The 13,607-nt window shown below is 59.0% G+C and carries 16 protein-coding genes; 13 read left to right on the top strand and 3 right to left on the bottom strand.

The genetic code is table 11. From position 1 onward, the window contains the following. Window positions 1-88: 88 nt before the first annotated feature. Window positions 89-670, top strand: coding sequence for a D-sedoheptulose 7-phosphate isomerase (gene lpcA, locus ACJ8IP_RS09875; RefSeq protein WP_004930220.1), 582 nt, complete (start codon window positions 89-91; stop codon window positions 668-670). A 102-nt stretch (window positions 671-772) separates the two neighbouring features. Beyond that, window positions 773-1,576 carry a class II glutamine amidotransferase gene (locus tag ACJ8IP_RS09880; RefSeq protein WP_019454310.1) on the top strand — a complete coding sequence of 268 codons (804 nt, stop codon included), beginning with the start codon at window positions 773-775 and terminating at the stop codon, window positions 1,574-1,576. Here the strand turns inward: ACJ8IP_RS09880 and dpaA are convergent. Then, window positions 1,511-2,278, bottom strand: a complete 768-nt coding sequence (gene dpaA / locus ACJ8IP_RS09885; protein WP_033641973.1) for a peptidoglycan meso-diaminopimelic acid protein amidase — start codon at window positions 2,276-2,278, stop codon at window positions 1,511-1,513. The two genes, ACJ8IP_RS09880 and dpaA, sit on opposite strands and share 66 nt — an antisense overlap. A 552-nt stretch (window positions 2,279-2,830) precedes the next feature. Here dpaA and ACJ8IP_RS09890 point away from each other — a divergent pair. From ACJ8IP_RS09890 to nqrM, 8 genes are read left to right on the top strand one after another with little or no spacing between them, the layout of a single operon-like run. After that, complete coding sequence (locus tag ACJ8IP_RS09890; protein WP_147839028.1) at window positions 2,831-4,180, top strand: Na(+)-translocating NADH-quinone reductase subunit A; 1,350 nt, start codon at window positions 2,831-2,833, stop codon at window positions 4,178-4,180. Between the two features lie 3 nt (window positions 4,181-4,183). Further along, window positions 4,184-5,425: an NADH:ubiquinone reductase (Na(+)-transporting) subunit B gene (locus ACJ8IP_RS09895; RefSeq protein WP_016928991.1), complete on the top strand. Its 1,242-nt coding sequence runs from the start codon at window positions 4,184-4,186 to the stop codon at window positions 5,423-5,425. Beyond that, window positions 5,415-6,209, top strand: coding sequence for a Na(+)-translocating NADH-quinone reductase subunit C (locus ACJ8IP_RS09900; protein ID WP_147839027.1), 795 nt, complete (start codon window positions 5,415-5,417; stop codon window positions 6,207-6,209). The genes ACJ8IP_RS09895 and ACJ8IP_RS09900 overlap by 11 nt, the downstream gene beginning before the upstream one ends. After that, entirely contained in the window at window positions 6,202-6,831 is a 630-nt protein-coding gene (locus ACJ8IP_RS09905) for an NADH:ubiquinone reductase (Na(+)-transporting) subunit D (protein ID WP_004930232.1), read from the top strand. The genes ACJ8IP_RS09900 and ACJ8IP_RS09905 overlap by 8 nt, the downstream gene beginning before the upstream one ends. Window positions 6,832-6,837: 6 nt before the next feature. Continuing rightward, window positions 6,838-7,434: an NADH:ubiquinone reductase (Na(+)-transporting) subunit E gene (gene nqrE, locus ACJ8IP_RS09910; protein WP_004930235.1), complete on the top strand. Its 597-nt coding sequence runs from the start codon at window positions 6,838-6,840 to the stop codon at window positions 7,432-7,434. Between the two features lie 15 nt (window positions 7,435-7,449). Then, window positions 7,450-8,673, top strand: coding sequence for an NADH:ubiquinone reductase (Na(+)-transporting) subunit F (nqrF, locus tag ACJ8IP_RS09915; protein ID WP_033634097.1), 1,224 nt, complete (start codon window positions 7,450-7,452; stop codon window positions 8,671-8,673). Further along, the gene (locus ACJ8IP_RS09920; protein ID WP_033651019.1) at window positions 8,674-9,705 is read left to right on the top strand and encodes an FAD:protein FMN transferase; all 1,032 of its coding nucleotides are present in this window, start codon (window positions 8,674-8,676) and stop codon (window positions 9,703-9,705) included. It abuts the gene before it with no gap. A gap of 7 nt (window positions 9,706-9,712) precedes the next feature. Then, entirely contained in the window at window positions 9,713-9,940 is a 228-nt protein-coding gene (nqrM, locus tag ACJ8IP_RS09925) for a (Na+)-NQR maturation NqrM (protein ID WP_016928987.1), read from the top strand. Between the two features lie 32 nt (window positions 9,941-9,972). On the opposite strand, the gene ACJ8IP_RS09930 is transcribed toward nqrM, so the two are convergent. Continuing rightward, on the bottom strand, window positions 9,973-10,194 hold the full coding sequence (locus tag ACJ8IP_RS09930; RefSeq protein ID WP_046688287.1) for a hypothetical protein: 222 nt from the start codon (window positions 10,192-10,194) through the stop codon (window positions 9,973-9,975). Between the two features lie 221 nt (window positions 10,195-10,415). Between ACJ8IP_RS09930 and ACJ8IP_RS09935 the strand changes: the two genes are divergently transcribed. Continuing rightward, on the top strand, window positions 10,416-10,949 hold the full coding sequence (locus ACJ8IP_RS09935) for a type IV secretion protein Rhs (RefSeq protein ID WP_164107227.1): 534 nt from the start codon (window positions 10,416-10,418) through the stop codon (window positions 10,947-10,949). A 4-nt stretch (window positions 10,950-10,953) separates the two neighbouring features. Next, on the top strand, window positions 10,954-11,373 hold the full coding sequence (locus ACJ8IP_RS09940) for a putative T6SS immunity periplasmic lipoprotein (RefSeq protein ID WP_164107226.1): 420 nt from the start codon (window positions 10,954-10,956) through the stop codon (window positions 11,371-11,373). 65 nt (window positions 11,374-11,438) lie between these two features. Here the strand turns inward: ACJ8IP_RS09940 and ACJ8IP_RS09945 are convergent, their stop codons facing one another. Then, window positions 11,439-12,335, bottom strand: coding sequence for a glycerophosphodiester phosphodiesterase family protein (locus tag ACJ8IP_RS09945; RefSeq protein WP_164107225.1), 897 nt, complete (start codon window positions 12,333-12,335; stop codon window positions 11,439-11,441). A gap of 183 nt (window positions 12,336-12,518) precedes the next feature. Here ACJ8IP_RS09945 and dinB point away from each other — a divergent pair, with 183 nt between their 5' ends. After that, window positions 12,519-13,580 (top strand): DNA polymerase IV, encoded by a 1,062-nt coding sequence (gene dinB, locus ACJ8IP_RS09950; RefSeq protein WP_033641978.1) that lies wholly within the window; start codon window positions 12,519-12,521, stop codon window positions 13,578-13,580. Window positions 13,581-13,607: the final 27 nt, after the last annotated feature.

Below are 13,607 nucleotides of genomic sequence, written 5' to 3' on the forward strand. Positions count from 1 at the left end.
CGCGCTGTTTGGCTGAGAATGCTTCTCGCTGTTTCCGCGATCCGGTACACTGCGGAGCGGAAGATTTGACGATAACAAGAGGTTCCTCATGTACCACGACCTTATTCGCAGTGAACTGAACGAAGCGGCTGATACCTTGGCGAAATTTATCAATGACGACGCCAACATCGACGCCATCCAACGCGCGGCGGTGCTGCTGGCGGACTCCTTCAAAGCCGGCGGTAAAGTGATCTCCTGCGGCAACGGCGGTTCCCATTGCGACGCGATGCATTTCGCCGAAGAGCTGACCGGCCGCTACCGTGAAAACCGCCCGGGCTACCCGGCGATTGCCATCTCGGACGTGAGCCATCTGTCCTGCGTCAGCAACGACTTCGGCTATGAGTATGTGTTCTCCCGCTATGTGGAAGCGGTGGGCCGCGAAGGCGACGTGCTGCTGGGCATTTCCACCTCCGGCAACTCCGGCAACATCATCAAGGCCATCGACGCGGCGCGTGCCAAGGGGATGAAAGTGATCACCCTGACCGGCAAGGACGGCGGCAAAATGGCGGGTTCCGCCGATGTGGAAATCCGTGTGCCGCACTTCGGCTACGCCGATCGCATTCAGGAAATCCACATCAAAGCGATTCACATCTTGATTCAGCTGATCGAAAAAGAGATGGTTAAGGCTTGATAGCCTTCGGGGGGCTGCGGCTCCCCCAGGAATAAGACAGCGGGCGCCGCATGCATGCCGCGCCCGCACAGCGTATGTCAGTGTGGTTAAGGAGTGCTGGCGATGTGTGAACTGCTCGGGATGAGCGCAAACGTACCGACCGATATCTGCTTCAGCTTTACCGGCCTGGTACAGCGCGGCGGCCGCACCGGGCCGCATAAGGATGGCTGGGGCATTACCTTCTATGAAGGGAACGGCTGCCGCACATTCAAGGATCCGCAGCCGAGCTTCAACTCGCCGATCGCCCGCCTGGTGCAGGACTATCCGATCAAGTCTTGCGCGGTGGTGTCCCATATTCGCCAGGCCAACCGCGGCGAAGTGGCGCTGGAAAACACCCATCCGTTTACCCGCGAACTGTGGGGCCGCAACTGGACCTACGCGCACAACGGCCAATTGAAAGGCTATCGCCAGCTGGATACCGGAACGTTTCGCCCGGTCGGCCAGACCGACAGCGAATACGCGTTTTGCTGGCTGCTGCATCAGCTGGCGCTGAAATACCCGCGCACCCCGAGCCAGTGGCCGGCGGTGTTCCGCTATATCGGCCTGTTGGCGAGCCAGCTGCGCAAGAAAGGGGTATTTAACATGCTGTTGTCAGATGGGCGCTTCGTGATGGCCTATTGCTCCACCAACCTGTATTGGATCACGCGCCGCGCGCCGTTCGGCAAGGCGACGCTACTGGATCAGGACGTGGAGATCGATTTTCAGCAGCAGACCACACCGAACGATGTGGTCACAGTGATCGCCACCCAACCGCTGACCGCCAACGAAACCTGGCACAAGATTGAGCCAGGCGAGTTCGCGTTATTTCACTTCGGTGAGCGGCTTGTTCTGAGCGAAGGGATTGGTGTTGGGCGTCGGGCTGGTTGACGCGTACTGCGTCATCTGGCCGCTGCTCATTAACGGTTGACCCAGCACATACTGGCCGTTGTCCACGGTCATCATCGGCGGCTGGTGGTTCTTCGCGAAGTAATCATAGCCCGGCTTCAGCTGGCGCCAGAAGGCGATATAGCTGGATGACGCATGGCGCTTCAGGTTCTGTTCGGTCATGCGGAACGGGTAGATGCTGATGTCGACGCGGCTTTGGCCATAGGCGAAGGCGGCTTCGACGTAGCGATAGATCTCATCCATATAGGTGTTGGTCATCGCGTAACAGCCGATCGATTTACATTCGCCGTGGATCATCAGATAAGCGCCGGAATAGCCCTGCGACTTATCGTAATCATTAGGGAAACCGATATTGATCGCCCGATAATACTTGCTGTCGGGTTTCAGATGGCGCGCGTCAACGCTATAAAAGCCTTCCGGACTTTTAAAGTCGCCTTCACGACGTTTAGGACCCAGCCCGCCGGAGAAATTACAGATCGGGAACGTATTGACCAAGCGGAATTCATTGCCCATTTTGGCATACAATTCCAGCTTGCGTTCCTCTTTGAAGATCTGAATATAGACCGGCGACCCCAATAATTGCTGTTTAACTACCGGCGCTTCGGGTACCTGCTCGCTGGCGCTGCAGGCCGTGATCATCGGCATAGAAACAAGCATCGCAAACAACAGCGCGATTTTGCTCATTATTATTCCTGCTTATATTTATCTGCCGGCGCAATGAGATTGGCCAGCGTGCCACTGATTATTGTTTTTACTGCTGCAAAACACCGCCAGATTACCAGCGCGTTTATTTTTAGCAATACGTGATATGTATAAAAAAACGACAAAGCTCGATAAAAGTGAAATGACCGGCAGATTTTAACGATAAGTAGTGAAAAACAGGCGAAATTTAATTGCGTTTGCTTGACACAAGTCACGACGGAACGCAGAACAATGTTGCGAACAATGTTAATATTCTCTCTTCAATTTAACGCGCTGTGGCGATTGAAGCGGCAAGAGTTATTGCATATAACCCGGCCGTTTTGATGGTTATTTGGCTACATGCCGTTAACACATCGACTGTCGCGCAAACAACGGAAGGGGGATTCAAGGGAATGCGCGTTACCCCAGTTTTTCACTGCGAGAAAGTTCATGTTGGGCGTGCCGTTGTGCGCACTGCCCGGCAATCCTGGCATCGTCAGCACCCGCCTCTGGGGCCGGTCAGACGTGTAAACCAAACTACATCGTATAAATCCTATGATTAAGATCAGAAAAGGGTTAGATCTGCCGATAGCCGGAGCCCCGGTTCAGGCGATCCAAGATGGCCCGAACATTCAGCATGTCGCCCTGCTTGGGGAAGAGTATGTCGGAATGCGTCCCTCCATGCTGGTGCAGGAAGGCGATACCGTTAAGAAAGGCCAGGCGTTGTTCGAAGATAAGAAAAACCCCGGGGTTTTCTTCACGGCTCCCGCCAGCGGCCGCATCGTCGCGATTAACCGCGGCGAGCGGCGCGTCTTGCAATCGGTGGTGATTGCGCTGGAAAACGGCGGCGACGATCAGCTCGAGTTTGCGCATTATCCGTTGGGTGAACTCAGCCAACTGCCGCGCGAACAGGTCGAAAGCGAACTGATCGCCAGCGGCCTGTGGACCGCGCTGCGCACCCGCCCGTTCAGCAAAACGCCAAGCCCCGGCAGCGAACCGCGCGCCATTTTCGTCACCGCGATGGATACCCAACCGTTGGCCGCCGATCCGCAGGTGATCATCGCCGAACAGCAGGCGGCGTTTAACGCCGGGCTGGTGGTCTTGGCGCGTCTGACGGCGGGTAAGGTACACGTATGCCACGCCGCCGGCGCCTCGGTTGGCCAGCAGAGCGGCCCGCAGATCGCCTACAGCGAATTTGCCGGCCCGCATCCCGCCGGGCTGGTGGGCACCCACATTCACTTCCTTGAACCGGTCAGCCTGAAGAAAACCGTTTGGCACGTCGGTTACCAGGACGCGATCGCCATCGGCACCCTGTTCACCACCGGTAAGCTCGATACCCGCCGGGTCGTGGCGCTGGCCGGGCCGCAGGTGGCGCAGCCGACGCTGCTGCGCACCCGCCTGGGAGCCAGCCTCGATGAGCTGACCGCCGGCCGCCTGAAAGAGGGCGAGAACCGGGTGATCTCCGGTTCGGTGCTGAACGGTATGCAGGCCGCCGGGCCGAACGCCTGGCTGGGCCGTTTCCACTCGCAGGTGTCGGTGCTGGAAGAAGGGCGCGACAAAGAGCTGTTCGGCTGGATCGTGCCGTCGCCGAACAAGTTCTCCATTACCCGCACCACGCTGGGCCACTTCCTGAAAAACAAACTGTTCGCCTTCTCGACCACCACTAACGGCGGCGAACGCGCCATGGTGCCGATCGGCAACTACGAGCGGGTGATGCCGCTGGATATTTTGCCGACGCTGCTGCTGCGCGATTTGCTGGCGGGCGACAGCGACAGTGCGCAGGCGCTGGGCTGCCTGGAGCTGGACGAGGAAGATCTGGCGTTGTGCACCTTCGTTTGCCCCGGCAAGTATGAGTACGCGCCGGTGCTGCGCGAGGTGCTGACCAAGATTGAGCAGGAAGGATAACTGATGGGCCTGAAGAATTATTTTGAGAAGATAGAGCATCACTTCACGCCGGGCGGCAAACTGGAAAAGTGGTACCCGCTGTATGAAGCGACCACCACGGTGTTTTATACCCCCGGCACGGTGACGCGCGGCGCTTCGCACGTGCGCGACGCCATCGATTTGAAACGCATGATGATCCTGGTGTGGCTGGCGGTGTTCCCGGCGATGTTCTGGGGCATGTACAACGTTGGCCAGCAGGCGATCCCGGCGCTGCACCATCTGTACAGCGGCGACGCGCTGCAACAGGTGCTGGCGGGCGACTGGCATTATCGCCTGGCGCAGTGGCTCGGCGCCTCGCTGGCGGCCGACGCCGGCTGGGTCAGCAAGATGGTGCTGGGCGCCTGTTACTTCCTGCCGATCTACGCCGTGGTGTTCGTCGTCGGCGGCTTCTGGGAAGTGCTGTTCGCCATTATCCGCAAGCATGAGGTCAACGAAGGCTTCTTCGTCACTTCTATCCTGTTCGCGCTGATCGTGCCGCCGACCCTGCCGCTGTGGCAGGCCGCGCTGGGCATCACCTTCGGCGTGGTGGTGGCCAAAGAGATCTTCGGCGGCACCGGGCGCAACTTCCTCAACCCGGCGCTGGCCGGCCGCGCCTTCCTGTTCTTCGCCTATCCGGCGCAGATCTCCGGCGACTTGGTGTGGACCTCCGCGGACGGTTTCTCCGGCGCGACGCCGCTGGCGCAGTGGAGCGCAGGCGGGGCGCACAGCCTGAGCAACGTGGCCACCGGCCAGTCCATCAGTTGGCTGGACGCCTTCCTCGGTAACATTCCCGGCTCCATCGGTGAAGTCTCCACGCTGATGATCCTGATAGGCGGGGCGATTATCCTGTTCGGCCGCGTGGCCTCCTGGCGCATCGTCGCCGGCGTGATGCTCGGCATGGTGGCTTCCGCCCTGCTGTTCAACGCCATCGGTTCGGACACCAACCCGATGTTCGCCATGCCGTGGTACTGGCATCTGGTGCTGGGCGGCTTCGCCTTCGGCATGATCTTTATGGCGACCGACCCGGTTTCCGCCTCCTTCACCAACAAGGGGAAATGGTGGTACGGCATTCTGATCGGCGTGATGTGCGTGCTGATCCGGGTGGTCAACCCCGCCTATCCGGAAGGCATGATGCTGGCGATCCTGTTCGCCAACCTGTTCGCGCCGCTGTTCGATTACCTGGTGGTGCAGGCCAACATCAAGCGGAGAAAAGCCCGTGGCGAATGAAGCGAAAAACGACGGCATCGGTAAAACGCTGCTGGTAGTGCTGCTGCTGTGTCTGGTGTGTTCAGTGGTGGTGGCGGGCTCCGCCGTCGGCCTGAAGTCCAAACAGCAGGAGCAAAAGCTGCTCGACAAGCAGCGCAATATTCTCGACGTAGCCGGCCTGTTGCAGCCGAAAATGGAGAGCGAGCAGGTCAAGCGCCTGTATAGCGAGCGCATCGAACCGCGCCTGGTGGATCTGAACAGCGGCGAATTTGTCGCCGGCAAGGCGGCGGCGTTCGATCTGGGCGCCGCGCTGCGCGACGACGCCAAAAGCGTGGCGTTGCCCGCGGGCGACGATCCGGCCGGCATCAAGCGCCGCAGCAACCAGGCGGAAATCTACCTGGTGCGCGATGAAAGCGGCCAGGTGAACAAGATTGTGTTGCCGCTATACGGCACCGGTCTGTGGTCGATGATGTACGCCTTCGTGGCATTGGATAACGACGGCAACACGGTCAAGGGCATCACCTACTACGACCAGGGGGAAACGCCGGGGCTGGGCGGTGAGGTCGAGAACCCGTCCTGGCGCCAGCAGTGGGTCGGCAAGCAGCTGTTCGACGACAACGGCCAGCCGGCGATCCGCGTGGTGAAAGGCGGCGCGCGTCAGGGGGACGTACACGGGGTGGATGGCCTGTCCGGCGCCACGCTGACCTCCAACGGCGTGCAGCATACGTTTGATTTCTGGTTGGGCGAGCACGGCTTCGGCCCGTTCCTGAAAAAAGTTCGTGAAGGAGCGTTGAAAAATGGCTGATTCCAAAGAGATAAAGCGGGTCCTGCTGGGGCCGCTGTTCGACAATAACCCGATCGCCCTGCAGGTGCTGGGCGTCTGTTCGGCGCTGGCGGTGACCACCAAGCTGGAAACGGCGGTGGTGATGACCATTGCGGTGACGCTGGTGACCGCGTTCTCCAGCTTCTTCATCTCGCTGATCCGTCATCATATTCCCAACAGCGTGCGCATCATCGTGCAGATGGCGATCATCGCCTCGCTGGTGATCGTGGTCGATCAGCTGTTGCGCGCCTATGCGTTCGAGATCTCCAAGCAGCTGTCGGTGTTCGTCGGCCTTATCATCACCAACTGCATCGTGATGGGGCGCGCCGAGGCCTACGCCATGAAGTCGCCGCCGATCGAGAGCTTTATGGACGGCATCGGCAACGGGCTGGGTTACGGGGTGATCCTGGTGCTGGTCGGTTTCCTGCGCGAGCTGATCGGCTCCGGCAAGCTGTTCGGCGTTCCGGTGCTGGAAACGGTGCAGAACGGCGGCTGGTATCAACCGAACGGCCTGTTCCTGCTGGCGCCGAGCGCGTTCTTCATCATCGGCCTGCTGATCTGGGTGCTGCGCACCCTGAAGCCGGCGCAGATCGAAAAGGAGTAAAGGCCGATGGAACACTATATCAGCCTGTTTGTGCGCGCGGTGTTCGTCGAGAACATGGCGCTGGCGTTCTTCCTCGGGATGTGTACCTTCCTGGCGGTGTCGAAGAAGGTCTCGACCGCCTTTGGCCTGGGCATCGCGGTGACCATCGTGCTCGGCATTTCGGTGCCGGTGAATAACCTGGTCTACAACCTGATCCTGCGCGACGGCGCGCTGGTGGAGGGCGTCGATCTGAGCTTCCTCAACTTCATCACCTTCATCGGCGTGATTGCGGCGCTGGTGCAGATTTTGGAGATGATCCTCGATCGCTTCTTCCCATCGCTGTATAACGCGCTCGGCATCTTCCTGCCGCTCATTACCGTGAACTGCGCCATCTTCGGCGGCGTGTCCTTCATGGTGCAGCGCGACTACAACTTTGCCGAATCGGTGGTGTACGGCTTTGGTTCCGGCACCGGCTGGATGCTGGCGATCGTCGCCATGGCGGGGATCCGCGAAAAACTCAAGTATGCCAACGTGCCGGCAGGGCTGCGCGGTCTGGGCATTACCTTTATCACCACCGGACTGATGGCGCTGGGCTTCATGTCCTTCTCCGGTGTTCAGTTGTAAAGGCGGGAAGAATTTATGGAAATTATTTTAGGCGTAGCGATGTTCACCGCCATCGTGATGGTGCTGGTGTTGCTGATCCTGTTCGCCAAATCGAAGCTGGTGAACACCGGCGACATCGCGGTGGAAATCAATGGCGATCTGGATAAAAGCTTCCATGCGCCTGCGGGCGACAAGCTGCTCAACGTGCTCTCCAGCCAGGGGATCTTCGTCTCCTCGGCCTGCGGCGGCGGCGGCTCCTGCGGCCAGTGCCGGGTGGTGATCAAAGAGGGCGGCGGCGATATCCTGCCGACCGAGCTCTCGCACATCAACAAGCGCGAAGCGAAAGAAGGGTGCCGCCTGGCGTGCCAGGTGAACGTGAAGCAGAACCTGAAGATCGAGCTGCCGGAAGAGATCTTCGGCGTGAAGAAATGGGAGTGCGAGGTTATCTCCAACGATAACAAAGCCACCTTTATCAAAGAGCTGAAGCTGAAGATCCCCGATGGCGAAGACGTGCCGTTCCGCGCGGGCGGTTTCATCCAGATCGAAGCGCCGGCGCACGACATCAGTTACGCCGACTTCGACGTGCCGCAGGAGTATCGCGGCGACTGGGACAAGTTCAACCTGTTCCGCTACCGTTCGACGGTGAACGACACCACGGTGCGCGCCTACTCGATGGCCAACTACCCGGAAGAGAAGGGCATCATCATGCTCAACGTGCGTATCGCCACGCCGCCGCCCAACAATCCGGACGTGCCGCCGGGCATTATGTCTTCCTATATCTGGTCGCTGAAGCCGGGCGACAAGGTGACCATCTCCGGGCCGTTCGGCGAGTTCTTCGCCAAGGACACCGACGCCGAAATGATCTTTATCGGCGGCGGCGCGGGCATGGCGCCGATGCGTTCGCACATCTTCGATCAGCTCAAGCGTTTGAACTCGAAACGCAAGATCACCTTCTGGTACGGCGCGCGTTCGCTGCGCGAGATGTTCTATGAAGACGACTTCAACCAGCTGCAGGCGGAGAACGAAAACTTCACCTGGCACGTGGCGCTGTCGGATCCGCAGCCGGAAGATAACTGGACCGGCTACACCGGCTTTATCCATAATGTTCTGCTGGAGAACTACCTGAAGAACCACCCGGCGCCGGAGGACTGCGAGTTTTACATGTGCGGGCCGCCGATGATGAACGCCGCGGTGATCAAGATGCTCAAAGATCTGGGCGTCGAAGACGAAAACATCATGCTGGATGACTTTGGTGGCTAAATGCGCGCATTGGCGATGAAGAACTGGCTGACGGGCGTGGCGCTGAGCGCCACCCTGCTGCTGACCGGCTGCGGGCCGGAACAGGTGGACCTGACGGGTAAAACCATGGGCACCTCGTATTCGATCCGTTACGTGACCGGCGAAGATACGCCGTCGGCGCGCGAGATGCAGGCGGAGATCGACAAACGGCTGGAGCAGGTGAACGATCAGATGTCCACCTACCGGCCGGATTCCGAGCTGAGCCGCTTCAACGCCAGCCGCGACATTGACCGGCCGTTCCCGGTTTCGCCGGCCACCGCCGAAGTGGTGCGCGAAGCGCTGCGCATCAACCGCGTCACCGATGGCGCGCTGGACGTGACCGTCGGGCCGCTGGTCAACCTGTGGGGCTTCGGCCCGGAAGGGCGGCCGGACAAAGTGCCGAGCGAGGCGGAGCTGGAGCATCGCCGCGCCTGGACCGGCGCCGACAAACTGTCGGTGCAGGGCAGCGCGCTGGTGAAAAGCATCCCTGAGCTGTACGTCGATCTGTCGTCGATCGCCAAAGGGTATGGCGTGGACGTGGTGGCGGAATATCTGCAGTCCCGGCATGTGAAGAACTACATGGTGGATATCGGCGGCGAGGTGCGCACGCGCGGGCATAACGGCGAACAAAAGCCGTGGCGCATCGCCATCGAGCGCCCGACCGCCGGTACGCAGCAGCAGGCGCAGCTGGTGATCCAACCCGGGGAGATGTCGATCGCCACCTCGGGTGACTATCGCAACTACTTCGAGCAAGACGGGGTGCGCTATTCGCACACCATCGATCCGATCACCGGGCGCCCAATCCATCATCGGTTGGTGTCGATCACCGTGCTGAGCCCGACCTGCATGACCGCCGACGGCCTGTCCACCGGCCTGAACGTGATGGGGCCGGAGCGCGGCATGGCGCTGGCCAACCTGCTCGGCATCCCGGTGTTCATGATCGTGAAAACCGCCGACGGCTTTGAGGAGCGTTATTCAGACGCGTTCAAGCCCTATCTGAAAAAGCGTTCGTGAGGTTGCTATGTTGACGGTATTCGCCGCTACCTTCGTGTTGTTTCTGCTGATCGTCGGCGGCATGTCGCTGGGCTATGTGTTCAAACGCAAAAGCCTGCAGGGCAGCTGCGGCGGCATCACCGCGCTGGGCATGGAGAAAGTCTGCGACTGCCCGGAGCCGTGCGATGCGCGCAAAAAGCGCGAAGCCAAAGCGGCGCAGCGGCGCGAGCAGTTGGAAAAGCACCGCATTCTGTAGCTGTAGCGAAAACCCGGCCTTGACCGGGTTTTTTATTTGGGGGAGTTATTTGATTTTGAATAGGCCAGATTACCGAGTGCACTGCCCATGAAACAGCACAACATCAGGCCAATCGCCAGCAACTTGAAGTTAGCCGACATCTGATCCTCGCCCTCAATGTGGCCAATAATCCAGTCTGAGAGAAAGGGAAAAGCCAGGAGCATGAGGCCAATACCTATTATCGCACCGGCAATAATTGCTGCTATCCGTTTCATATCACCTCACCTGCCAGAACCAGACTTCTTTTGATTTAAAGAAATCGCTAAAACGCCCATCGTAATCTTTAATCTTGCTCAGGATTAAATCGTAAGGTTGATACATCTCTCATTTTAGAATCATTCGGATCTTCCTGATAGTTCTCAGCAGGTTAGTCTGTTGACTCGATTGGTTAAAATATCGTCTCATTAGGTTTATTTTGGATTTAGGGAGTTCCAGGATGGGACAACAACAAGAAGGGATAAAACGGGTGTTAACGGTGGGTGAAATTAATTTGGCCCGTTCCGTGTTTGGCAGGTCAGTTTTCTATGAGAAAGTCTTTGTTCACTGCGATAGCTATCTGCCGTTTGGGCTGCAAGCCAGCAGAACGGCGATGGCACCCAACGGAGAAGTCTGGTTTAGACAAGCCTTATATAAGGCTGATTTTTCCACGGCCGCTGCAGGTTTCCAGCATGTATTTATCCACGAAATGAGCCATGTCTGGCAGCACCAAAAAGGTATGTGGGTGAGAACCCGAGGTTTATTGAGTTGGGCTGCTGAATACAAATATCGACTCGATGGTAAACAGCTGTTGTATAACTACTCCATGGAACAGCAAGCTTCTATCATCGCTGATTATTGGTTCCTGAAGAAGTATGGTTACACTATCTGGCTGGGCGCGATTAACAATGGCGTGAATTTTCAGGGCGTAACGGATAAAACGATCGCCAGAAAATACGAATATACGCTTTCTCAGTTTCTTAAGCAGAGGTAACAGGATGAACCGCATTATTTTGGTTGGAACACTGGCTTTGCTGCTCGCCGGCTGCATGCACATGAACGATCCGAGGCCAAAAAACTACGCGGCCAACGTCACTGTCGTTGATAACCACGTTTGTGTGCGGGTTCAACCTGAAGGGGACGAGCGGTTGGCCGGCGTTATTATCGAAGAAATCGGCAATGCCAACGCTATCTTCGGCAAGCACTTCACGGATAACGAGATGCCTGCGGTCACCGCGGCTACGTGCATTCCCGATGATAATTATAAATTCGAAGACGGGAAGTCTTACGGGGTATCGGTGACGCTGTTGTCGCCGGATAAACGAAATAAAGGCCTTGAGCCTGCCGCCCGGCTATTCGGCGTTGGGTTTAGTGTTCGCAATGAAAATGGCATCATCCAGGTAGTTCCTGCTCGCTAACGGACGTTGAAAGCCATACGGGCATAAGGTGGGATGTCGAACCGCCTTATGCCGTAGCCGGTTATTTATTTCGCCTTGCGGAAGCTTTTCGCCTCGGCCGGGGAGTTAACCATCACGCCGTCGGCGCCCAGCGCCAGCGCCTGCTGATATTCCTGCGGCGAGTTGACCCCGAACAGGATGATGTGCGCCGGGCCCTGCGAGCGGAAACAGTCCATCGACTCTTTATCCCAGGTCAGAAATGCCTTCGAACGCCCTTCGCCGAGAGTATATTTCTCTACCACCTCCACCTCGCGCTTCAGCTCCAGCCCGTACCAGCGCGGCTGCTGGTTGTCCGGTTTGACGTCGCACTGGTGCGCCATGGTGACGTTGGCCAGCAGCGTGCGGGTCTCGTCGCGGCTTTCAAAGCGCGGGATGGCCGGCGGCAGCGCCTGCAGGTATTTGGCGTCGGTAGAGTAGACGCGGGTGCGGTTCAGGCTGTTGGTGCTTTGCAACGTCGCCAGCAGCGCCTGGCCAAACTGCGCCGGATCGGCGTCCGGGGATTTGATGTCCAGATAAAAGGTGACGTGCGGAAACGCCTTCAGCACGTCGTCGAGGCGCGGAATGCCGATGCCCCGGCCGCGGAACGGGTGGGCGTCACCCTTGGCGAAGGCCCAGCCGGCGTCGGTCTCGGCCAGCTGCGCGGCGGTATAGGCAGAGACCGGGCCCTGCCGGTTGGTCAACGCTTTCAGATCCGAGGGGCGATACAGCACGATGACGCCGTCTTTGGATTCTTGCAGGGTGATCCAAATGGCGTCGGCGCCGTTTTTCAACGCCGTTTCGATAGCGATGCGGGTGTTTTCCGGCGCATCGGCGGTGCCGCCGCGGTGGGCGACGATCGCCGGCGCATGACCGGCGGCGGCGCTGGCCGCCAGCGCGCTCAGCGACAGCGCGGAAGCCAGCAGCAAATGAGAAAATCTGATCATGTAGGATACCTTGTCGTTATCGTTGTGGAGAGCCGCACGGGATGGCGGAAATCATACTATTGAAAAATTAAGCTTTTTTAACAACGCGGAAATATCTGGCGGAAACGCCGCTTTCCTCGAGCTCCGCGGCCTTGAGCTTTCGGTATCTGACTGTATACTTATACAGTGTTACTGGAGGGTGCGATGCGTAAAATCATTCATGTCGATATGGACTGCTTCTTCGCGGCGGTGGAAATGCGCGACGATCCCAGCCTGCGCGATATTCCGCTGGCGATTGGCGGCAGCGCCGATCGGCGCGGGGTGATCAGCACCGCCAACTACCCGGCGCGGCGCTATGGCGTACACAGCGCCATGTCCACGGCGATGGCGCTCAAGCTGTGCCCGCATCTCACCCTGCTGCCGGGGCGCATGGCGGCCTATAAAGAGGCTTCGCTGCACATCCGTGAAATCTTCGCCCGCTATACCCCGTTGATCGAGCCGCTGTCGCTTGATGAAGCCTATCTCGACGTGACAGACAGCCCGCAATGCAACGGTTCGGCGACGCTGATCGCCCAGGAAATCCGTCAGGCGATTGCCGACGAGCTGAACCTGACCGCGTCGGCCGGCGTCGCGCCGATCAAGTTTCTCGCCAAAATCGCCTCCGAGATGAACAAGCCGAACGGGCAATACGTGATCACGCCGGCGCAGGTGCCGGCGTTTTTGCAGCAGCTGCCGCTCAGCAAGATCCCCGGCGTCGGCAAGGTGACCGCCAAACGGCTGGAGGAAGTGGGGCTCATCACCTGCGCCGACGTGCAGCAATACGATTTGGCGCAGCTGCTCAAGCGCTTCGGCAAGTTTGGCCGGGTGTTGTGGGAGCGGTGTCAGGGCATCGATCGGCGCGAAATCTCGGCGGAGCGGCTGCGCAAATCGGTGGGGGTGGAGCGCACGCTGGCGGAAGACATTCACGACTGGGAAGACTGCGAAACGCTGATTATCGACAAACTCTATCCCGAGCTGGAGATGCGGCTGCGCAAGGTAAAGCCGGATCTGCACATCGCCCGGCAGGGCGTGAAGCTGAAGTTTCAGGATTTTCAGCAAACCACCCAGGAGCACGTCTTCCCGGTGCTGAACCGGCAGGATTTGCTGGAGGTGGCGCGGCAGGCGTGGCGCGAGCGGCGCGAAGGGCGCGGCGTGCGGCTGGTGGGGCTGCATGTGACGCTGCTCGATCCGCAGCTGGAGCGGCAGCTGGCGCTGCCTTGGGAATAAAAAAGCCGGCGAGTTGCCGGCTTTTTG

This window comes from Serratia sp. CY52157 (assembly GCF_052168495.1).
In the GTDB taxonomy this organism is placed as follows: domain Bacteria; phylum Pseudomonadota; class Gammaproteobacteria; order Enterobacterales; family Enterobacteriaceae; genus Serratia; species Serratia ureilytica.